18 protein-coding genes are annotated in these 21,760 nt (G+C 67.1%); 10 read left to right on the forward strand and 8 right to left on the reverse strand.

Annotated elements, in window-relative coordinates; all coding sequences use genetic code 11:
- Positions 1–101 precede the first annotated feature (101 nt).
- Together ABGB14_RS45080 and ABGB14_RS45085 are read left to right on the forward strand one after the other, a co-directional pair.
- Complete coding sequence (locus ABGB14_RS45080) at positions 102–581, forward strand: Rrf2 family transcriptional regulator (protein WP_347650055.1); 480 nt, start codon at positions 102–104, stop codon at positions 579–581.
- Positions 582–790: 209 nt separating this feature from the next.
- Positions 791–1,744: a DJ-1/PfpI family protein gene (locus tag ABGB14_RS45085; protein ID WP_347650034.1), complete on the forward strand. Its 954-nt coding sequence runs from the start codon at positions 791–793 to the stop codon at positions 1,742–1,744.
- 156 nt (positions 1,745–1,900) lie between these two features.
- Here the strand turns inward: ABGB14_RS45085 and ABGB14_RS45090 are convergent, their stop codons facing one another.
- Positions 1,901–2,920 carry a lipase gene (locus ABGB14_RS45090; RefSeq protein ID WP_347650035.1) on the reverse strand — a complete coding sequence of 340 codons (1,020 nt, stop codon included), beginning with the start codon at positions 2,918–2,920 and terminating at the stop codon, positions 1,901–1,903.
- 672 nt (positions 2,921–3,592) lie between these two features.
- Between ABGB14_RS45090 and ABGB14_RS45095 the strand changes: the two genes are divergently transcribed.
- Positions 3,593–4,579, forward strand: coding sequence for a hypothetical protein (locus ABGB14_RS45095; protein ID WP_347650036.1), 987 nt, complete (start codon positions 3,593–3,595; stop codon positions 4,577–4,579).
- 117 nt (positions 4,580–4,696) lie between these two features.
- Here ABGB14_RS45095 and ABGB14_RS45100 read toward each other — a convergent pair whose 3' ends face one another.
- The 4 genes from ABGB14_RS45100 to ABGB14_RS45115 all read right to left on the reverse strand — a co-directional run bounded on the left by ABGB14_RS45100 (position 4,697) and on the right by ABGB14_RS45115 (position 10,672).
- Positions 4,697–7,537 (reverse strand): BTAD domain-containing putative transcriptional regulator, encoded by a 2,841-nt coding sequence (locus tag ABGB14_RS45100; protein ID WP_347650037.1) that lies wholly within the window; start codon positions 7,535–7,537, stop codon positions 4,697–4,699.
- 95 nt (positions 7,538–7,632) lie between these two features.
- On the reverse strand, positions 7,633–8,148 hold the full coding sequence (locus ABGB14_RS45105; RefSeq protein WP_347650038.1) for a GNAT family N-acetyltransferase: 516 nt from the start codon (positions 8,146–8,148) through the stop codon (positions 7,633–7,635).
- A gap of 497 nt (positions 8,149–8,645) precedes the next feature.
- Positions 8,646–10,094 (reverse strand): DHA2 family efflux MFS transporter permease subunit, encoded by a 1,449-nt coding sequence (locus ABGB14_RS45110; protein ID WP_347650039.1) that lies wholly within the window; start codon positions 10,092–10,094, stop codon positions 8,646–8,648.
- Positions 10,091–10,672 carry an NAD(P)H-dependent oxidoreductase gene (locus ABGB14_RS45115; RefSeq protein WP_347650040.1) on the reverse strand — a complete coding sequence of 194 codons (582 nt, stop codon included), beginning with the start codon at positions 10,670–10,672 and terminating at the stop codon, positions 10,091–10,093. The genes ABGB14_RS45110 and ABGB14_RS45115 overlap by 4 nt, the downstream gene beginning before the upstream one ends.
- A gap of 68 nt (positions 10,673–10,740) precedes the next feature.
- Between ABGB14_RS45115 and ABGB14_RS45120 the strand changes: the two genes are divergently transcribed.
- Positions 10,741–11,346 carry a TetR/AcrR family transcriptional regulator gene (locus ABGB14_RS45120; RefSeq protein WP_347650041.1) on the forward strand — a complete coding sequence of 202 codons (606 nt, stop codon included), beginning with the start codon at positions 10,741–10,743 and terminating at the stop codon, positions 11,344–11,346.
- 260 nt (positions 11,347–11,606) lie between these two features.
- Here ABGB14_RS45120 and ABGB14_RS45125 read toward each other — a convergent pair whose 3' ends face one another.
- The 3 genes from ABGB14_RS45125 to ABGB14_RS45135 all read right to left on the reverse strand — a co-directional run bounded on the left by ABGB14_RS45125 (position 11,607) and on the right by ABGB14_RS45135 (position 13,610).
- Entirely contained in the window at positions 11,607–12,395 is a 789-nt protein-coding gene (locus ABGB14_RS45125; protein ID WP_347650042.1) for an NAD(P)H-binding protein, read from the reverse strand.
- Between the two features lie 66 nt (positions 12,396–12,461).
- Positions 12,462–12,833 (reverse strand): hypothetical protein, encoded by a 372-nt coding sequence (locus tag ABGB14_RS45130; protein WP_347650043.1) that lies wholly within the window; start codon positions 12,831–12,833, stop codon positions 12,462–12,464.
- Positions 12,834–12,842: 9 nt separating this feature from the next.
- Positions 12,843–13,610: an SDR family oxidoreductase gene (locus ABGB14_RS45135; protein ID WP_347650044.1), complete on the reverse strand. Its 768-nt coding sequence runs from the start codon at positions 13,608–13,610 to the stop codon at positions 12,843–12,845.
- Positions 13,611–13,711: 101 nt separating this feature from the next.
- Between ABGB14_RS45135 and ABGB14_RS45140 the strand changes: the two genes are divergently transcribed.
- The 6 genes from ABGB14_RS45140 to ABGB14_RS45165 all read left to right on the forward strand — a co-directional run bounded on the left by ABGB14_RS45140 (position 13,712) and on the right by ABGB14_RS45165 (position 21,475).
- Positions 13,712–14,551: a helix-turn-helix transcriptional regulator gene (locus ABGB14_RS45140; protein WP_347650045.1), complete on the forward strand. Its 840-nt coding sequence runs from the start codon at positions 13,712–13,714 to the stop codon at positions 14,549–14,551.
- A gap of 206 nt (positions 14,552–14,757) precedes the next feature.
- On the forward strand, positions 14,758–14,883 hold the full coding sequence (locus ABGB14_RS45145; RefSeq protein ID WP_347650046.1) for a hypothetical protein: 126 nt from the start codon (positions 14,758–14,760) through the stop codon (positions 14,881–14,883).
- Between the two features lie 250 nt (positions 14,884–15,133).
- Positions 15,134–15,475 (forward strand): hypothetical protein, encoded by a 342-nt coding sequence (locus ABGB14_RS45150; RefSeq protein ID WP_347650047.1) that lies wholly within the window; start codon positions 15,134–15,136, stop codon positions 15,473–15,475.
- 402 nt (positions 15,476–15,877) lie between these two features.
- Positions 15,878–17,152: an MFS transporter gene (locus tag ABGB14_RS45155; protein WP_347650048.1), complete on the forward strand. Its 1,275-nt coding sequence runs from the start codon at positions 15,878–15,880 to the stop codon at positions 17,150–17,152.
- 498 nt (positions 17,153–17,650) lie between these two features.
- Complete coding sequence (locus tag ABGB14_RS45160; protein WP_347650049.1) at positions 17,651–17,977, forward strand: hypothetical protein; 327 nt, start codon at positions 17,651–17,653, stop codon at positions 17,975–17,977.
- 657 nt (positions 17,978–18,634) lie between these two features.
- Positions 18,635–21,475 carry a hypothetical protein gene (locus ABGB14_RS45165; protein ID WP_347650050.1) on the forward strand — a complete coding sequence of 947 codons (2,841 nt, stop codon included), beginning with the start codon at positions 18,635–18,637 and terminating at the stop codon, positions 21,473–21,475.
- The last annotated feature ends 285 nt before the right edge of the window (positions 21,476–21,760 follow it).

The following is a 21,760-nucleotide window of genomic DNA, read 5'->3' on the forward strand; positions in this document are numbered from 1 at the left end:
GTTGGAGCAGGTGTGACCCTGCCGGCGGCCGACCCCTGCTCACCACGGGTGCCCACGTTTGTGGCCCAACTATTTAGATATGTATTATCCAGATTGTGAGGATGAGTGAAGGCGTGGAGTGGGCGCTGCACACCTGCCTGAACCTGGCATGGGTCGAGGACGGCCAATGTGTGCCGACCGCCGTTCTCGCCGACTACTTCCAGTTGCCTCCCGCCTATCTCAACAAGCAGATGCAGGCTCTGGCGCGATCGGGGATCGTGTCGTCGGTCACGGGCCCGCGAGGCGGATTCCAGCTCGCTCGCCGGCTGCAGGACATCACGGTGCTGGACGTGGTGGTGGCGATCGAAGGCACCGAAGAGGCGTTCCAGTGCACCGAGATCCTCAGTCACGCCCCGGAAGCGCAGCAGGAAGCCGACTATCGCACGACCTGCGTGATCTCGCAGGTCATGCGCAAGGCAGAGCTGTCCTGGCGCAGAGAACTGGCCGGACAGACGCTGGCCGACGTGAAGGCCACGGTGGAGGCCAGATTTCCCGTGGTGCCGGCGCAGACTCGTCGCGGGCTCCAGAGGCGGCGATCCTGATCCACGCTCGGGCGAGCCGGCAGCGACGAAAGTAGGGGGTCGCGGTCGACGATCGTCAGGTCCCGCTTCACGGGGACCATGGCCACGATGGGCGCACCCGGCCGGCCAGGTCCGGCGACAGTTGCTGAACGGCAAGGTAGAGGTCCTGTCATATGCCACCCCCTGATCACGGCGAGCCGATCAAGACGCCTCCTGAGCACCAGGTGCTCATGGCGGTCTATGACGGGGTTCAGCTGTTGGACACGGCAGGGCCGTTGGAGGTGTTCTCCGGGGCCACGCATCTCATGGGGCATGGTTATCGCGTACGCCTGGCCTCGGTCGGCGGGTGCGACGTGGTCACGCAGTGGGGCGTCCGGCTCGGCGTCGACCTGGACCTCGCGCGCGTGAGCGGCTTCGGGGGAACACTGCTCGTGCCCGGCGGGCTTGGTTTCCAGGACGCGCTGCGGGACGCGGGGCTCCTCTCCGAGGTCGGCAGGCTGGCCCCGTTCGCCCGGCGCGTCGCATCCGTGTGCACGGGCGCGTTCATCCTGGCCGAGGCCGGGCTCCTCGACGGCCGGCGGGCCACCACGCACTGGGGTTACTGCTCGGACCTGGCTGAGGCCTACCCCTCGGTAGCGGTGGAGCCCGATGCGATTTTCGTGCGCGACTCGCCGATCATCACCTCTGCGGGTGTTACGGCGGGTGTGGATATGGCGCTCTCTCTGGTAGAGGAAGACTACGGCGTGGCAATGGCCCGCAGGCTGGCCAAGTGGCTGGTGGTGTTCATGCAGCGGCCGGGAGGTCAGTCGCAGTTCAGCATCTGGCAGCGGAGCCGCCCCGTGCGCAACGAGGCGCTGCGCCATCTGCTGAGTGACATCGTGGCCGCGCCGGAATCGGACTTCTCCATTCCCGCCATGGCGGAGCAGCTGTCGATGAGCGTCCGTCACTTCGGCCGGCTGTTCACCCGCGAGGTAGGCATCAGTCCCGGCCAGTACGTGGAACGAGTGCGTGTCGAAGCCGCCCGGACGTTGCTGGAGACGACAGAGGAAGGGCTGGACACTGTGGGACGCCGATGTGGGTTCCGCAGCGCGGAGATCATGCGGCGCGCCTTCATCCGGCAGCTGGGCATCTCCCCCAGAGCGTGCAGGGAACGTTTCCGCAGCACTGGCGTGATCGGGGTGTGAGTCTCAGCCTCGCGATCGTTCTTCCATGAAACAGGCGCCCGATCGGCAGCGCGGAAAGTACGCCGTTGTGCCGGCGCGTCGCCGTTCCGCCGGAGTGCGGGCGCATGTCTCCTGGTGCGGCCGGCGAGTCGCCCGCCGCGGTCTGCCGTGCAGGTGTCATCGAATGAATTTGACGTCCGGGTGTCGTCGTGACGGTCCGTTGAGGATCGGTTTGGGCAGATCGCGCAGGTGCCTGTCGAAGAACGCCGGGACGTAGGCGCGCTGGGAGGAGATGATCCGTTTCGGATCGACCGTACCGATGTTGGCGGTGCGGAACTGCGGCGAGATATCCAGCTCGTCGTCGAGGGACGGTAGGAACGCCTGCACGTCGGTGAACGTGTAGTGGCGCCCCTTGGGGACGTTCAGGTCCCGCTTCCAGCCGGTGGACTTCTCCCAGAAAGACTTCCACGAAGGAGTCGTCACGTGTGTCTGGGTGTTGGCACCCATGAGCATGAAGGGCCGCTTCAGCCCTTCCAGCGCGACGGGCATCAGGTCATCGGTGGCGTACTGCATGGTGCCGTCCATGTCGATGCCCGCGTCGATGCGCCGGTCCTCTCGCATGGTCATGGCGGACTGGATCCCGCCCGCGGAGTGGCCGAACATCCCGATCTTCGTCAGGTCCAGGATCGTTCCCAGATCCGCGGGAAGCTCGCGCTGGCCGGCGTCGGGGTTGTGTCCTTGACGCAGAGCGGCGAGCTGATCGAGGACGAACCTGGTGTCCTCCACCCGGGTGCGCATCACCTTCTTACGCACCTCGGTGCTCGAGGCAGGCAGTTTCATGCCTTCGACTCGCCCGCCGGGGAATTCCACGGGAGCCGTCTCATAGGTGTGGTCCATGGTGACCACGACGTAGCCACGGCTGGCCAGCTCTTCCACCAGAACGCTGCCCAGGGCGCGCGGGACCCCGAGCCCTGGCGAGTAGAGCACGACGGGCAGGCGACGTCCGGACCGTACCGGCGCCCCCTCCACGGCGTGGGTGGAGATGGCCCGCCAATCGACCTCTCCGGGCTTGGTGCCGAAGCTTCCCGCCTTGTCGATATGCGCCGCTGCGTTGGGGCGCAGGTATGGCGCAAACTGCAGGGAGCGGCTCCCCCTCTTCGAGACCTCTTCCGCCGTCGGATACCAGACGCTGATCATCAGCTCCCGCGGACTGTCCGGCACCCAGGGGTCCGGCCTGCCGCGATCGACCAGGTGCAACTCGGTAGTGCCGATGGAACGGGCGCCGCCGGGTTCGGGCAGATCGAAGGTGATGGGCGTGGTTCCCGTGGACGCCGCGTCATATCGCTGGGACGTGTTCGCTGAGGCGGGCGAAGTGGCGCAGGTTGCCATGAACGCCAACGTGGTGGCGATGCCGACAGCGGTGCGCCGTCGAGGAGATTTCCCTGTGGACATGGCTTCACGGTGGCGGTTACGACCGCATTCCGGAGCCGACGAAAGTGATTCGGCGCCCCCATACTTTCGTCGTGGTCGAGCTGGCGGACGAACACGTCCGTGTCAGCGTCGCCCGTATTTTTGTGGACGTTCGTCAGCGCCCGGGACCTGTTTCACCCCCTACGAAAGTAGTGACAGGCGGTGGCTCTGATCGGCGCACCGGGATGACGGTCCGTGCGCGAAGCCCGGGTTGCGGCCCGGGGATAACTACGCCAAGATCCTCGGCAACCCCGCCGACGGCCGAAGCATATTTCCGTCCCGTCCTGGTGCATTTTTCTTACTAGACAACTCGCATGGGAAAGCAGCGATATGACTGAAGATTTCATGCTGGACTCTCACGGATCAGCCCTTCCACTTCCCCCCGACCCCCTGAGCCCGGTGCCAGATGAGGTCGAACGTGCGCTGGCGATGTACAGGGCGGGCGATGTGCCGCAAGCGCGGGCGGTGCTTACCTCGATCGCCGGCACGGGACGTACCGCCGCGTCCGGCCATGCGGCCATGGCGCTGGCGGGCATCTCACTCGATGAGAACGGTCTCGGCGGCTCCTGCCGCAAACGGCTGGAGCAGGTGGCCGCGGGGGAGGACCCCTGGCTCGGCCCCTTGGCCGCCGTGATGCTCACACCGGAATTCGCATCGTTCACGTCCTCGGGCTCTGGCCGGCTGCTCCTGCGCAGCCTGGCCGCCCAGCTCAGAGGCGACCTGGATGCGGCACGGAACGGATTCGAGCAGGCCGCCGACGCTCACAAGGGCGCTGAGCTCGGGGACCTCGCCGCCATCCTCCTCGGCAACCTCTTGCTCCAGACCGCTGACCAGGTCGCAGCTCTCGAACCGCTGACGTACGCACGAGAGATGTGCGACGGCCCGCTCGCCGGCTACGCGGCTTACCTCGAAAGTCACGTACTGATAGGGCAGGATGAGAAAGACAGGGCGGGGAGCGTGCTCCAGTACGCTCACCGGGAGTCCCACCCCGCCAAGGGCGGGAGTGAAGGGCTGCATCCCTGGGTCGCCCTCCGGTACGGGGAACTCCTGGCAGGCGACCCGTACCTCGACGTCGTCCACGACCAGATGGAGAACAGCGCCGTCAGTGAGGGCGAAGTGGTGCGGGAGCCCTTCGAGTCCGCCCGCCACCACGGACAGGTCAGCCGTCCCGCGCTCGTCGATGTCGGCTTCTATCTCTTCCCCGCGGACTTCGGGCCGGTGCACGCAGGGCTGGAGCGTCTGAAGACCTGGAGCGACGAACGGTACGAACGCGGCCGCAGGCTGGTGCTCGCGCTCTACACCCACGTCGAGGACGGCCGCGACGAACCACGTACACAAGGGTTGGCGCAGCTGTGGGACAGGCTCGACCTTCCCCGCCCTCGCTGAGGAGACCACGGGCGAGATGCGAGAGGCCGGCGGTCCCAGCCGGTCACGGTCCACGGTAGAGAGCCCTACGGGAACCCCATCGGTTGTCCTGGAACTGCCGGCGACGTTCGTGGCTGCCTACTCGACCGCCTCCCCCAGCGCGAGTTCGATCAATGGATCCATGCGCAGTTCAACCCCACAGCGCATCGCGGCTTCGAAGCGTGTGTCGCCCAGGTGGGCACGCGTGATCTCCTCGCACTGCCGGTGATATCCGGTCAGGTATCCGGAGAGAGAGCCGCCCAGCGATTGCCAGAGCTCGCCTGCGGCGCCGAGCAGCATGGCGGCGCGTTCACCGTCACGCTCGTGCGCGGCGATCCAGGCCAGCACGTCCACGCACATCGCCAGCCCCAGGCGGTCACGGAACGGCCGCTTCAGCCGGATGGCCTCGCGCACCAGCTCGCGCGCGCCTGCCATGTCCCCTGTCCGCCAAGCGCTTATGCCCGACATGCAGAGGGCGTACGACCTCAACCACACTTCGTCGTGCGCCTCGCATGTCGACACAGCGTCCGAGAACAGCGAGGAGGCCTCTTCATGATGGTCGAGATGGGCATGGGCGGTGGCGAGATACATCTGCGACAGCGCGGCGTGGATCGGGTCGTCCATGTCGAGATACCGCTGTCGAGCCCGACCGAACAGCACCACGGCTCCTGGCAGATCCTGACGAGACAACGCGCGGAGGCCGCTCACGTGTGTGAACATGGCGAGACTTTGCCCTTCCCCAAGACGCCGGGCCAGCGACTGACCTTCGTGCAGCATCGGTTCCGCGGCGGCGAAGTCGTTCTGCAGGCTGGCCAGTCGTGCGTTCACGCTCATGGCTCTCGCGCGTGCCACGGTCGGCGTGTCGTCCAGGGCGAGGGCTAGTTCGAGCCAGCGCCGGCCTTCACGCAGGGCGCCCGCGGCAATCCAATAGCAGCAGAGATCGGCGGCCATCCCCAGGCCGACCTGGGCACCGCCGGGCTCTGTGACGCAGTGGTCGAGCGCGGCGCGGATGTTGCCCTGTTCGCCGCGCAGCCGGGCGAACAACTCGGCCTGGCCAGGCCCGAGCCATTGGCGTTCACCTCGACGGACCAGGCTCCGGTACCAGTCGCGGTGCCGGGAACGGAATCGAGTGTCCGTGCCGGACTCCAGCAGCCGGTCACGCCCGTACTCGCGCAAGGTTTCCAGCAGCCGGTAGCGTGCCTCCTCGGTGCGCTCTTCCCTGATCAGAATGGATTTGTCGACCAGGCCGGTCACCAGATCGATGACCTCCGCAGGCTCGATGCCGTCTCCCGAGCAGACCGACTCCGCCGCCTTCAGATCCATGCCGTCGACGAACACCGAGGCGCGTGCCCACAACAACCGCTCCAGTTCGGTGCAGAGGCCATAGCTCCAGTCGATCATGGACCGCAGCGTCTGCTGCCGAGACGGCGCCATCCGCATCCCGTTGCTCAGCAGCCGGAACCGATCATCCAACCGCTCCAGCAACTGCTCCGCGGACAGCACCTTGATGCGCGCCGCCGCCAGCTCTATCGCCAAAGGTATGCCGTCCAACCGCCGGCAGATCCGTTCCAGCATGGGACGGCTCGCGTCGCTCACCGCGTATCCCGGCGACGTCGCCGACGCACGTTCGGCGAACAACTGCACCGCCTCGCTCTGCCCGATCTCGCCGTCGCCCTCTTCCCCGACCGTGAGGGCGGGCACGGCCAGGACCTGCTCGCCTTCGATACGCAACGCCTGCCTGCTGGTGGCGAGAACGACCAGGTCAGGCAGGCAACGTACGAGCGACTCGGTCAGCCGGGCGCACTCGTTGATCAGGTGCTCGCAGTTGTCCAGCAGCAACAGCAGGTGCTTGCCGTGCAAGAAGTCGACCAGTACCTCCACAGGAGGGCGGGACGAGCGGTCCTGAATGTCGAGCGCCTCGCTGACCTTGTGCACCAACAGTTCGGGGTTCTCCACCGCGGCCAGCTCGACCAGCCACGCACCGGCCGGAAAATCGTTGCGCACCTCGGCCGCCACTCGCAGCGCCAGCCGCGTCTTGCCGACCCCGCCTGTACCGGTCAGCGTCACGATCCGGGCGTTGGACAGCTGGCGCTTGACCCGGGCTATCTCGCCTCCGCGCCCGACAAAGCTGGTCACCTCCGCGGGCAGGCGGCCGACGGGATGCTCGCAGGAGACGTTCGTAGCCGTGCCGGCCAGCAAAGCCGGGTCCTGCTCAAGGATCGCCTGGTGGAGAGCGATCAGTTCTGGGTCGGGGTCCAGGCCCAGGTCCTCGGCCAGACGGTTGCGTAGGTCCTCGTAGCTGGCCAGTGCGTCGGCTTGTCGCCCGGCCCGATACAGGGCGCGTATGTGGACCGCCCGCAGCCGCCCCCGCAGCGGATGCTGTTCCACGAGGTCGATCAGGTCACCGGTGAGCAGGGCGTGCTCGCCGGTCTCCAGCCGGGCCTCGGCCTGTACCTCCAACGCGGCCAGCCGCTGCTCCTCCAGCCGATGGGCTGCGGTCCGGGCGAAGCCGCTGTCGGCGAAATCGGCGAACGCCGGCCCTCGCCACAACGCCAGCGCCTCGTTGAGCAGTGTCACCCGGGTCCGGGGATCCGTCGCGTCCTGAGCCCGCAGCGACAGCTCGGCGAACCGTCCGGCGTCCGTCGCGTTGGGACCGACGTCGAGCACGTATCCGGGCGGCTGGGAAGCCACCAGTCGACCGCCACCCGGCTCCTGATCGAGCGCGTGCCGCAGCCTGGAGATCTTCAGTTGCAGTGCGCCGGTGGGATTGGCCGGCAGATCGTCCTCCCATAGATCTTCGATAAGCCGGTCCGTCCCCACAACCTGGCCCTGATGGGCGAGCAGGTCGGCCAGGAGGGCACGCACTTTGGTCTCGGGCACCGGCACCGGCTCACCTTCAGCCGTCCACACCTGCACCCGCCCAAGCACCCCGAAGCGCATAATCCCAGGTTAACGCCACATATAAGCCCATCCTGCCCGTGAAAGGGCTGGTGGTAGCGAAGGGGCTCCCCATCGCGCATCGCCGGTGACGTGGCTCATGGGATCGAGTGCTTCTCCGCAACTGCGGGCTCAACCGGCCGTCGCACCATGTAGACGTCGATCGGGTCCTGGGCCTCCACGGTGAACCCGTGACGCTCGTACAGTCGCTGGGCGGCGCTGCCCTGCAGAACGTTCAGACGAACGAGGGCGCCGTCGGCATCGATCCTCTTGAGCAGGGTCCGTAGGACGGCCGATCCGAGCCCTCTGCCTTGGAACTCCGGGGCGAGATAGAAGTGCTCCAGCCATCGCCCCTCATCGGCCGGGCGCACGGCGACGGAGCCCGCGAAGGCGCCGGCGGCCACGATGACCGAGGTGTGCTCCGGCGAGAAGGAGTCCCGCAGCCGCTGCCGGACCCGATGTTCGTCGAACCGTCCCAGTCGCTCGAGGTCCGGCCGCATCACTGTCGCCCGCAACTCCACGATCGCCTCGAGATCGGTGGGATCCGCGGAACGCAGCACCCATTCCAGCAGATGGTCCGGCGGGGTTCGGACCGTCTTCGTCTTCTTATTCATGGTCGGGGTATCCCAAGTGTGTGCGGCTGTGTATGCGGCTGTGTATGCGGCGATGTCCAGCGGCGCATATCCGTGGCGAGGGAGGTGCTGAAAATGCCATCCGCCCGGCGACGGACGAATCGTACAACAGCCTGGACAGCCGTCCTGCACGGCCTTTCCAGGTGCTGCGAGTAGGTGGCGGAAAGAGGGGGAAGTTCGTCCTTGCCTTCGGATGGGACAAGGCTAAGACTTGATCGCGTCGTGTATTCATATGTGTGTTGCTGCAGCTCTGTTCAACCGAGGCTGGTGGGCTGGACGAAAGCGCTCCCGCACTTCTTGCAGTTATTGATCCATTTTCGTTTCCCCCTCGGTGCCCCTGACCCTCGTCCAACGCGAACGCGGCGCGAGACGACCCCGCCCGCGACGACCGACCCCAGGCAAGCCCAACAAGACGAAACCCCCGAACCCGTAGGTTCGAGGGTTTCCGATGTCCTGAGACATCACAAGAACCGACGAGCTCACGATTCGGACCTGCGGGCGCCCGCCGTCGCCTCCTCGGAACGGCGGGGCAGGAAGAGGGCGGGCACGAGCGACAGCAGCATGATGGCGCAGCCCCAGAGGTAGCTGTCCTGGAAGGCCGCGGCCAGGGCGGGGGCGGCCGAGGTCGGCAGGCCGAACGCCTGGTCGAGGCCGTCGGTGCCCGGCAGCCGGGTGGCGAGGGAGTGGCCGAGCGCGGCGGTGACGATCGCGGTGCCGGTGGCCGAGCCGACCTGCTGGATGATCACCAGACCGGTGCTGGCCGCCGGGGCCTCCGCATGGGACAGGCCGCGGGTGCCCGCCGCGGTGGCGGGCATCATGGTCATGCCCACTCCCGTGCCGGTCACCACCGTGGCGGCGATGATCATCCAGTACGGCGTGTCTGCGGCCAGCTGCCAGGCGAGTAGGAAGAAGCCCGACGGCGCCAGCACCGTGCCGAGGACGACGATCCGGCCGGGCGGGATCCGATCCACGAGGCGGGTGGCGACCTGCATGGTGACGCCCGTGGCCAGCACCTGCGGGATGCCGAGCAGGCCGGCCACGGCCGGGTCCTGGCCGCGTACGAGCTGGTAGTAGAGCGGGAGCAGCAACATCGAGCCGAAGTAGGCCCCGGCGAACAACACCAGCGTCCCCGCGGACGCCGCGAGCCGCCGCCTGGCGAACAGGCGGAGCTGAAGCAGCGGCTCGGCCGCCGTCAGCGCGCGCAACACGAATCCGGCGATCAGCAGGGCCCCGAGCGCCATGCCCAGGAGGTGCTCGGCGGTCAGACCGTACACGAGCAGGACCAGGCCGGGGGACAGGAGCGCAAGCCCGGGCCAGTCGAGCCGGCGGGCGGCGCGTTCCTGGTCGGCGGGCAGCGACCGGGCGGCGAACAGCAGCCCGGCCAGCCCGAGCGGCAGGTTGACGAGAAAGATCCACCGCCACGACAGCTCCGCCACGAGGAGCCCGCCGAGCACCGGTCCGACGATCGGGCCGATGAGCGGCGGGATGCCGAGCATGCTCATCAGCCGGCCGTTCGCGCCGCCGCCCGCCGAACGCAGCACGATCGTCATGCCCACCGGCATCAGCAGCCCACCGCCGAGCCCCTGCAGCACCCGGAACCCTGCCAGCGACCAGGTGTCCCAGGCCAGGCTGCACAGGAGGGAGCCGATGGTGAACACCGCGATCGCGGCCAGGTAGACCCGTTTGGCGCCGAGCTTGCCGATGGACCAGGCGGTGATCGGGATGACCGTGGCCAGCGCGAGCACGTAGCCCGTCACCACCCACTGGATCGTGCCGACGGAGGCGCGGAAGTCGCGGGCGAGCGCGCCCAGCGCGATGTTGACGACGGTCGTGTCGAGCACGACCAGCAGGGACACGAGAACGACCACCCAGGCGACCGTCATCGCGCGGAGCGGGACGGGGGAGCCCCGCTCCAGCTGGGCCGTCATGTCGGGACCCGTAGTGAGCGCAGGGCTCCCGACCACGCGACAACCTCGTCCAGCATGCGGGTCAGCGCCTCCTGCTGGTGCGGTGACGGGCTGACCGATCCTGGTGCGGGCGAGTCCTCGCCGGCGAAGTCGGTGACGACGGACAGGGCGGTCTGGCTGCGCACGGTGGCGACCTTCACCTCGGCCAGCACGAGCCGCAGCTGCTCGGCGGCGCGGACACCCTGCTGGAGGCCGTAGCTGACGATGGCGGCGGCCTTGTCGTTCCATTCGCGGAACAGGAAGTCGATCGCGTTCTTCAGCGCGGCAGGGAAGGAGTGGTTGTACTCGGGCGTGACGAAGACGAACCCGTCGTGGGAGTCGATCGCGGTGGCCCAGCGCACGGTGTGCGGATGCTCGTACGACCCGAAGATCGCGGCGTTGGTCTCGTCCAGCAGGGGCAGGCCGAAGTCGGCCACGTCGAGGATGTCGAAGGTGGCCCCGGCGTCGTGCCGCTGGGCGCTTTCGTGCACCCACTGGGCGACGGCCATGGCCCGGCGGCCTGGACGGGTGCTTCCGACGATGATGGCGATGCGCGTCATGAGCGATAAAGTACATCGAGCAATGTAATTAATGCAATGATCATTGTAATTTCTCTGGAGGAGCGCAGGTGGCAGGCAGACCACGGGGCGGGACCGCGGAGAAGCGGCAGGCGATCCTGAACGGCGCGAGCACGGTGTTCGCCAGGGACGGCTACGTCCGCGCCGGCATCGAGTCCATAGCCAAAGAGGCCGGCGTCTCGACACGTACGATCTACAACCACTTCACCGACAAGGCTTCCCTGTTCCAGGCGGTCATCCAGGAGAGCGCCGCCCGGGTTCAGGCCCGGCACAGCGAGCTGATCGACCGTCACCTGCGCAAGGTCACCGACATCGAGGCCGATCTGGTGGACTTCGCCCTGGCCTTCGTCGCCGGGAACGACCAGGACGCGGGACACTTCGCCCTGATCCGCCAGATCCGCGCCGAGACCGAGCACATCCCGCGCCCCGCCGTCGAGGCGTGGCTGCGGGCAGGGCCGCTGCGCGTCCGCAGCGAGCTGGCCGCCCGGCTCGCCTCCCTGCCAGGGCTGCGCCTGGACGACGCCGAGGTGGCCGCGCTGCACCTCATGGCCCTGATCGCCGAGGACCCCGTGGTCCTTGACCCGCCGTCTCCCGAGCAGGCCCGCGCGCACGCCGTGGCGGCTGTACGCGCCTTCCTGCGCGGCTACGCCGCCTGAGAATCCGTACGCGCGGCACTGGCTGGACACCCCCTTTCAGCCCGGAACTCGGCTGCCGCCCACCGCGACGGCGGCGGTTCCGTGATGGGCACCGGCATCGGCGCCAGGCGTACCCAGCGGTCGCGCGCCGTGTCGTAATCGCTGGCCGTACGGCCAACTCGCGTGGAGACACGGCGTACGGCGACGGGCTCGTCCGGAGGCACGCGAGGTCGAGCCCGCGACGGCAGCACCGGCGACAACTGGGCAATCGCGGACGGCTGTCAGGTGAGGTCGGGGACGGACCGGGAGCCCTTGACGGCCTGGACGATCTGGTCTTGGACGGGGCGGGGCTTGGTCGGCAGGAGGTCGGTCAGATCGGTGTCGTGGGCATGCAGGTATCCGGCGCTCAGGTTGGAGAACAGCGAGAGGGTGTGAGTGATCTGGTAGGGCTCCTGTCCACTGCCGGCCAGTGCCTCGCGCATGGCTGACAGGGAGATCGGCTGGTAGCCGACCGGGCGGTCCAGCGCATCGCTCAGCGCCTCGGCGATGTCCCTGCCGCCGATCGCCTCGACGCCTTCCAGTTCGTAGGTCTTGCCCGCGTGGTGGCTGCGGCGGCCTGCGACGAGGCCGTGCTGGATCTCCGCCGCGACCCGGACCGCCACGTCGGCCAGGTCCGCCTTCGCCACGACGGACGCCCTTCCCGCGCCGAGCGCGGCCGCGAAGACGCCGGTCTCGACGGCCGACGCTGCGGCGGCCACGGCCACCCCCACCGGGATCTCGGCATAGAGCCCGTTGCGCAGAATCGTCATCTCGAACGAGGCCTCGGCGAGGCACGCTTCGGTCCAGCGGTGCGGCAGCGCGATCGTCATCAGATCGCCCGAACCCGCCAGGCTGGTGCAGACGACATGACGGACGCCCGCGGTCTCGGCCGCGTCCACCACGGCGCCATGGCGGGCGAGCACCACGTCGTCCTCGGCGTATCCGGCCGAGACGAACACCAGAACGTCCACGCCTCGCAAGCCGCCGGCAAGCGATGCCGGGTCGTCGAAGTCGATCCGGCGTGCGCTCACCCCATCCCCCGAGCGGGTGCCGCCGACCAGGTCGAGGCCGTCCTCTCCAGACAGAGTGCGGGCAGGCTACGTCCAGCGGCGGATCGCGTCGAGCGTGGTCTCCGGCGAGGTGTTGAAGCAGAACCGGATGCCGGGTGCCGCCGCCACCAGTACGTTGATCAGCCGCTCGAAGAGCACGGTGTGCTCCGGCAGCACACGCACCCCGGCCCCGATCATGGCCAGGCCGAAGGGACCGTCGGCGGACAGCCGCTCGCGTACGGTCTCCTCGGCCGCGTCCGGATCGGGGCCGATGAGGCACGCTACGGTGTCCAGCCCTGCCGCATGCGGCGCTGCCTCACCCTGTTCGATACGGGCAGCCAGAGTCGCCTCGTCCATGCCGGGATGATCGGAGAAGTCGATCGCGCTCGGATGCAGGCCGATCGTCAAGATCTTGGTCATGTGGAGCTCCTACCAGGGGACGGGTCCGTTGCGGTCGAAGAAGCCGCCCGTCGGCCCTTCACGGTCCAGCGTGGCCAGCCGGATCACCGACTCGGCGGCCTCCGCGACGGTGTGCATGCCCGTGTGCTGGTTCATGTCGGTCGCAGGGTTGCCCGGATCGGCGGCGTTGACCTTGAAACCGGGCAGCGCACGGGCGTACTGGGAGACGATCATGTTGAGTGCGGCCTTGGAGGAGGCGTAGTCCAGGCTCAGGAAGCCGGACTCGGGACGTGCGGGGTCGCCGGCGTAGGTCAGTGACGCAAGTGCGCTGGAGACCATGACGATCCTGGGATGCTCCGACTTGCGCAGGAGCGGCAGGAACGCGTGGGTGACCCGTACCGGGCCGAACACGTTGGCTTCGTACATGACCTGCAGCAGGTCCGCGCCCATGTCGGCGGGATCCATCCGTGGGCCGCCGATTCCGGCGTTGTTGACCAGCACGTCAAGACGGCCGGCCCTCATGGCCACCGTCTCGGCCGCCGCGGCGACGGAGTCGTCCGAGGTCACGTCGAGCTGGACGAACTCGACGCCGAGCGCGTCCGCCGCCTGCGTACCACGTTCGCGATCACGGGCGGTCAGGAACACCCGCCAGTCCCGCTCCGACAGGCGGCGTACCGTCTCCCTGCCCAGCCCCTTGTTCGCTCCGGTGACCAGCGCCACCGTCTTCGTGTCCGCTGCCGTGAGCTGTGCCGGTGCATCGGCCGGCCCTGGCTCGTCGCCTTTGGTATGGGTTGTCATGGATTGATGGTCCGAGTACGGGCCAGCTGTCACCAGGACCGCTTCGGCCTGGTACTGGCCGTACCACCCGGCGTGGGCCATGGGTGCGGCAGGATCGAAGGGTGAACCGCGCCGAGCTCGCCGCAGTACTCCGCCAGGCCCGCTCACGCCTGCGACCGCAGGACGTCGGCCTGCCGTCGGGCACCCGCCGCCAGGTGCCCGGCCTGCGCCGCGAGGAGGTGGCCATGCTCGCGGGGCTGAGCGTCGAGTACGTCGTCCGGCTGGAGCAGGGGCGAGGCGCGCGGCCGTCCGCCCAGGTCGTCGCGTCACTGGCGCAGGCCTTGCGGCTCGACGACGACGACGACCGCGAGCTGGTGTTCCGCCTGGCCGGTCACGAGCCGCCACAGCCAGGACGTGTCGAAATGGTCGTACGGCCGAGCGTGTTGCGGCTGCTGGACCGCATGGCGGATCTGCCGGTGCTGGTGCTGTCGGCCAAGGGCGACGTGCTGGCCTGGAACCCGCTGGCGGCGGCGCTGCAGGGCGACATGTCCGCCTGGCCCCGGCACCGGCGCAACCTCATCTGGCAGCGCTTCCTCGGCAGTAGCCGCTGCCAGGTCGCCGCGGACCCGGGCGAGGACGAGGCCACCACCCGCGCCGCCGTCGGCACGCTCCGCGCCGCCCAAGCCCGTTACCCCCGTGACGCCGACCTCGCCCGCATGATCAGCGAGCTGCGCCGTGGCAGTCCCCGGTTCGAGGAGCTCTGGCAGGAGGGACGTTCCGCGGCCTGGCGTGCGGCGACCAAGAGCATTCGCCATCCCCAGCTCGGCACGATCACGCTCGACTGCGACACCCTCGTGCTCCCCGACACCGACCAGACCGTACTCGTCTACTCCGCCGAACCGGGAAGCCCCGAAGCCACGGCGCTCGACATGCTCAGGGTGACCGGGCTGCAGCAGCTGTGAGGTCTCCTGCCTGAGGAGGCGGCCGCTCGTTCGCGCGCGGTGCGCCACCTGGCAAGGAAGGCGGCCATGCCCGGTTCGCTGACCTGGGCGGCGACCGACCGGCGCAGGGCTTGAACGCGCGCTTCCTGCTCGACCTGCGTGACGTGGCAGCGGCACACCCGTGCCGTGGCGTGCGAACGCCGACCGTCGCCGTGAAGCCTCGGACTGTGATCATGCGGGCGACGCCCCAGATCGGCGCCGCCATCGTCACACCGCTGCCGGCCACCGGCATGCTCGCGCCGGCCGCCCTGGTCATGACCTCATCGCGGCCGGGCCCGCCGTCGCCCTGCTGAGCATGACCGACTGAGATGTACGCGCCGCGTCACACAGGCGCCCTCACCTGCGTGGCCGCTGGAAGCTTTCGCCGACTGGGGGGTGCGCGCGAAGGCCGCACCCCGTCTACTACACTCACCTCTATGCGTTCCGTCATCCAGAACTGGCATTCCATCCGCCTCCGGTCGGCGTTCTGACCGCGGTGCCGGCCGTCGCCGGCACTGGGTCCTCCGTTCACCGTTCGCCTTTTGGATGACGAGGATTTTTCTCATGCGCGCAACCTCGCGCCCCACTTTCGTGTTCGTTCACGGCGGCTCCAGCAACTCCCGGGCCTGGGGACCTCTGCAGAACGAACTGGCCCTGCTCGGGCATCGTCCGCACGCCGTCGACCTGCCTGGCCCCGGTGTGGCCCGACTGAACTGGCGCAGTGCCCACGCCGATGCGGAACTGTTCACCGACCGCATCACCCCGGCCGTCCAGGACTACATGATCCGCCAAGCGGACGCGCTGACCCCGTACAGCCCCTTCCAGGCGCACACGCTGGCGACCTCGCACGTCGGCTGCTTCAGCCGACCGCACGTCTTCGCGGAACTCCTGGCGAACCTCAACTGAGGCGTTCCGGCGCCCTCGCCGCCGGCCTCGGCGGCGAGGGCGCCGGGGTCGGCGGCTGGCGGGGCTGACCCTGGGCGATGTGCACCCACGGCACCAATACCGCCCTCGGGCCGGCGCCGAGCTGATGGAACAGCGGTCAGGACCAGACAACTGCGACAGGCCGATCCGGGTTCCTGACCCTGGCCTTCATGGAGCCGACCCGTGGCCATCTCTGCCGACAGAGGGGGCCACGCCAACGCACAACGCCCGGCTGATCCCCGGACAGCAGGCGCCGTCAAGACATCGCCGATCTCTTCCTGCACGGCGCGGCTCCCGACCTGCCCGCCACCTGACCACGACAACCCCAGTCCCTGCCCACCCCCGCGGGGAGAACCATGCCCATTGCGAGCGGAGAAAGACCAGATGACCACCACCCACTGGCGGCGTAACGTCGCCCTGTTCCTTACCGGCCAGACCATGTCGTTGTTCGGCTCGATGATCGCGCAGTACGCGGTGATGTGGTGGGTGACGCTGCAGACCCGCTCCGGGCTGGCGGTGGCCCTCTACGCGGTGGCCGCGTTCCTGCCCCAGGGCCTGATGTCGATCTTCGGCGGCGTACTCGCCGACAGGATGAACCGCCGGGTCCTGGTGATGATCGCCGACGGCGCCATCGCCGCGGCGACGCTGGCGCTCGCGCTGCTGATGGCCAGCGGCGCGAACGACCTGTGGATCGTCCTGCTGGCCGTGGCCGTCAGGTCGCTGGGCGCGGGGGTACAGACCCCCGCCGTGCAGGCGATGATCCCGCAGATCGTGCCGGGTGAGCACTTGATGCGCGTCAACGGAATCTTCCAGACCATCCAGTCGGCGATGATGCTGATCGCTCCCGCCGCCGCCGGTGCGATCTTCGCCGCCTTCGGCCTCGTCCCCGTCTTCTTCCTGGACGCGGTCACGGCGGTGATCGGGATCGGGCTGCTGGCCCTGGTCACCGTCCCGACCCTGGAGCGGGCGGCCGAGGCCAGCGCCTCCTACCGGCAGGACCTGACGGAGGGGATGCGCTACATCCGCACCCAGCCGATCGTGCGCTGGCTGCTCGTCGTGTACGCGGTCATCTTCCTGCTCACCGTGGCGCCCTCGTTCGTCACGCCGCTGATGGTCGCGCGCACGTTCGGCAGCGAGGAGTGGATGCTGGCGGTGCTGGAGATCGCCTTCGGCCTGGGCATGCTGCTCGGCGGCGTCCTGGTGTCCACGGTGCTGGCCAAGCGCAGCCGGATCGGGCTGATCCTCGTCGCCGTCTACGGCTTCGGGCTGGTGACTGTGGCGCTCGGGCTGAGCGGCAACCTGTGGGTCTTCTACGGCTTCATGTTCATGTTCGGACTGCTGGTGCCGCTGTTCTCGACGCCGTTCATGACGCTGATCCAGGAGACCGTCGAACCTGCCATGCACGGGCGCGTGTTCAGTTACGTCGGCATCGTGATGGCGCTGGCCACCCCGATCGGCATGATCGTGTTCGGGCCACTGGCCGACGTGGTCAGCGTGCAGGTCCTGCTCATGGGTGCCGGGCTGGCCGCCATCGTCGTGATCGCGATTGCGGCCCGTGTGCCCTCCGGCCGGGCCACCATCGCCGCCGCCCGTGCCCACAGCACGCCCCGCCCCGATGCCGACACTCTCCCTGGGGATGAGACCGTCAGCCGCCGGTGAACACCGATCGAGCCGGCCCACGCGGTGCCGCCGCGAGGGCCGGCCATCGGGCTCGGCGGTCGAGGCGCAGCGTTCCCACGCATAGCCAAAAACCGCCAGGCAATATTTTCCGACAGGCCAGGCATGACTGGCCTGTCGGGAATGGTGGGGAAAGAAGGCAGGATCGGTCAGCGTGTAGGCGACGGCAGACGGCCGTATGCCGCTCGTCGCGGTGCGGTTTGGCTGCGGTAGTCACGCAGGGAACGCAGAAGGCCGGCTCCGAAGATCGGAACCGGCCTCTAAGCTGGTACTACTCTGTCGGGGTGGCGGGATTTGAACCCACGACCTCTTCGTCCCGAAGGAAAGCCGGGAAGTCTGAGAATGTCGATCTGAGTCGATCGGGGTGCCTCTCACCTTAGAGAACACTCCGGGGAGGACGCGGGAAGTCTGGGAGAGCCGTAAGGCGCTGGCTCCCAAAAGTGGCTCCCGTGGCTCTTCCCCGGAGTGGGAGAGGAACCCATGAACAACGAGTACCTCCCTGACGACAATGACGGGCGTTTCCCCGAAGACAGTCCCGTCCTCGTCAGGTATCCCCTACGCGATGACCAGAACGACGACCGCGACTCGTGGCCCTGGCTACCAGGCACCGTCCTGGCTCAATGCGGTCCCGACGAGTGGCAGATCGTCGTCGAGGTGTCGGCACTGGCCATACCTGACCCCAGCGTTCCCAACGGGGACGCCCCAGAGAACCTGCTCTACCCGGTTTGTTTTCGCGGCGCGACCGAGATTCGAGCCGCCGACATGCAGGTGTGGCGGCAGGTACGGAACGAGGTAGAGCACGGCTGACCTCAACTAACAGGGGAGCGAGGGGGGACGCATGGTGATGCGGGCAGGAAGGTCGGGACGCTACTCCGAGACAGTTGCAGCTGCTCAAGCGGTGTAGCACACGTCAGTGCCAGTAGCTCTGCTCGTTCCTTCTCAGTTCCCTGTGATGAGAGTCATGTGTTGGCGCCAGATGAAGATCGGCCAAGATGATCAGCAACCCTTCGTGGCGACGCTGGAGGTCGCCTCGGAGGGTTGCGTAGCAGCTCTACAAACGAGTGTTGGGCGTTGCCCGGCGGCGCTTGATTCGCCGTAGTTTGCTCTCCTGCCGGAGTCGCACTCGTTGCGATCGAATGAACTGTCGAACCGCTACCAGTGAGGTGGCAAGATTCAGCGCCGCAACCGCGAGGGTGATCCACTGCGAGAGGTCATACATCGTGCCAGCTTTCCGTCGTCTGGGGTCTGTATTGGACCGACCCGGTCAGGGCTATGGCACGTGATGGCGGTGTTGTCCGGCAGCACGTCCGGACAACACCGGGCAATCCGTGGAAGTCGATGACGGCTTGCGGCAGGCTGAGCAGCAGCAGGAGAGAAGGCTGGCGAATCGGATCTCTAGCGCATCCGGTTGTCCGGCGACCTCGACCGAACCGTGGACCACGCAACCGAGGAGCACACCGCTGCATGTCGTCTCTCGAATCGCAGACAGGCGAGGACGTTGGTCGCGAGCCCGAGCCGGTTGACCGTTCGCAGGTGCACACGCCTGCGGAGCTTGGCGCGGCGCTGAGGAAGCTAGCAGGAGATAGCAATCTTTCTGTTCGCGCCATTGAGCGCCGACTGAACTGTGAGCTGAGCAATGCAGGATGTCCGGAGAAGTTGAGCAAATCGACCCTTGACGACATGTTTCGTAAGGGACGTTCAAGACCAGAGACCTTAGATCTGTTTCTCCGCGCCTGTGGTGTGCCTGTCGACCAACGTGGTGAATGGCGAGCTGCTCGGGAGCGTGCCCTCTCGCAGAGGCCTCCCGGCCTCGGAGAGCTGGTTCGAGTGGAGGCCGCCAACCTGCGGGAGCTTGGTGTCCGTGCCGCTATTGACGTTCCTGGAGCCTTCGGCGACCTACCTGGTTACGTCAAGAGAGAAGTCGACGGGGAGATTTGCGAATCGCTGAAGCGAGCGGTCGTCGAAGGCGGGTTTGTTCTGCTTGCTGGCGGATCTGCGGTGGGTAAGACACGCACTGCCATAGAAGCGCTGCGGGAAGTGGCTCCTCAATACTGGCTTCTGCATCCGGCGGATGCTGCCCATGTACGGCAAGTCGCCCAGCAGCGACCCGCGCGCTTGGTCGTGTGGCTGGATGAACTGCATCGATACCTCGCGGAACCAGACGGGCTTTCCGCCGCAACGGTTCGTGCGCTACGTCAAAGCGGAGCAATCCTGCTCGCCACGTTGCATCACGATCACCCTTATTGGAAAAGTTTTGGTACGGATCACGTTGCTGGTGGCGCAGATCTGCACGAGCGAGCTCACGCAGTGCTGGCCCTGGCCGACGTGAAGTACGTCGACGCCAACTTCAGCGACGTCGAAATCCGGCAAGCACGAAGCGTCGCCGAGACAGGTGATGTACGGATAGGACTCGCCTTGCGCGTGACTGAGTACGGACTAGTCCAGACCATCGCTGCTGCACCTCAGCTGATCAAGTACTGGAAGGGCGCGGGTCCGTACGCTGCGGCGCTACTGAAGGCCGCCGCGGACGCCAAACGTCTTGGAGCGTGGGGTCCGCTTCCCACAAAGCTCCTGAAAGAGGCAGCGTATGACTATCTCACTCCTCGTGAACGGGCCGAGGTCATCGACGACGATTGGTTCAAAGCTGCCCTGGAGTATTGCACCAGAGTCCTGATGGGGGCGGCGTCCGCGCTGGTCCCAGTAGCTCCGCCGGGCGTCATGGGCAAAACCATGGGCTATCGGCTCGATGGTTACCTGCAAGAATACGGTGCGGCAGAACGCAGAAAGGTTCAACCGCCCGCCTCGTGCTGGCAGGCCCTCGTCGATCACCTCCATGATCCAAGTGACCAGACAAATGTGGCTTGGTGCGCGCGGGAGCGTTTGCTGTATTGCTACGCCGAGCCGCTCCTGCGGAAAGCTGCTGATGTTTCTTCGGATGCAGCGGGCGACTTGGGAAGCCTTCTGGCCAGCCAAGGCCGAGACAGCGAAGCCATCGAGATCTTTCACGGCCTTGCGGACACTGGAGATAAGCTTTCGAGACTAAGACTCGCCCAACTAGAGGCCGAACGGGACGCTCGGGCTCGCGCCGCCAAGGGTGATCAAGAAGCGGCATACGCCCTTGCAGATCACGCCATCCAACGTGGCAGGGAAGCCGATGCAATCATGATCTATCGCGCTTTGGAAAGTGCAGGGGACAGCGAGGCGGCTTCTAATCTGAATTGCCTGCTGCACCAATGTGGACGAGCAGATGATCTGAGGGAGCGTGCCAACGCTGGTGATCGGCAGGCAGCGAGGTACTTGGCTGGCCTTCTCGCACGCAAGGGCTCAGAGAGCGAGATGTGGGTACGCGCGAGCGCTGGCGACCAGGAGTCCGCCAGAGGACTCGCTTCGTTCCTCGTTGAACGCGGCAGGCTAGCCGAAGCAACCCATGTGCTCCGTTCCGTGGAGGACGCAGGCGATGTGGAGGCTTCCTGGAGTCTGTCGGAACTCCTCTTCCGCCTTAACCATGCGGAAGAGCTGCGAATACGAGCCCAGGCCGGCGACCAAGACGCTGCACTCCGGCTCACCTGTTTGGCATCGATAGCCGAGCTGCGCGGACGTGTCGACAACGGGGACCCAGACGCAGGTTGGCCGCTCGCTAAGCTCCTGGAAGACCAAGGCAACCAGGCAGAGGCTCTACGGTTCTATCGCCAATTGACAGACACCGGCCACAAGCAGGCGCCGTGGCATCTGGCCCGACTCCTCGCCGAGCGAGGAGAATTCGAGGAACTGCAGATCCGAGCCAACGCGGGAGATAAGGACGCTGAGCGGCATCTGGTCCCCGTTATGGCCACGCTAGGGCTAGAAGAAGAACTCAGGAAACGTGTCCAAGCCGGTGACAGCAAGGCCCTACACTATCTCATTGACCTACTGGCTCGGCTCGGCAGAGAGGAAGAGGCGGCTCGCCTCCATATCGGACAGGCCTCAACTCAAGACAACCCTCCTGGGTACACACCCCCGCCGCAGGAGGCCAACAACGATATCTCCTGGCACAGCGCACGATTCATGGCAAGGCATGATCGAGAAGAAAAGCTTCGCGAACGGGCAGACGCAGGAGACGAGAGCGCAGCCAGGTGGCTGGCACGCCTTCTCGCGTCCCGACAGGATCGAGAAGGCCTTCGCGTGCGAGGCGCGGCAGGGGACCTCGATGCCAGCTACTGGCTGATCAAATTGGCGCGCCGATTCGGGACAGACGAAGACATTCGACTCCTGCGGTATGGCCTCGCCGTGGGCGGTGCCTGGCCAGACGAGCCCACGAATGGGTGAGCTAAGTTCTCGGCCTTGTCAGATCAATCGCAAACATTCAGCCTGAAGCGCCCCGACTTTGATGGAGACCTCAACGGTTGATTCCGGCGGGTTCGTTGGGCTGGTGTTGAGCGTAGTAAAGAGCTTCGAACTCCTCTGGTGGCAGGTGCCCGATCGCTTACAGAGGCTGAAAGTCTGAGGTGTCACCTCGCGGTTGCATGCGTACGGCGGGATTCGGGAGTATGCCGGTGGGATGCGTTATCCGGATGGTGGTGGTCTGACCCCGGCGGCGCGAGCCAAGCGTGA

The organism is Nonomuraea sp. B10E15, assembly GCF_039871615.1.
In the GTDB taxonomy this organism is placed as follows: Bacteria; Actinomycetota; Actinomycetes; order Streptosporangiales; family Streptosporangiaceae; genus Nonomuraea.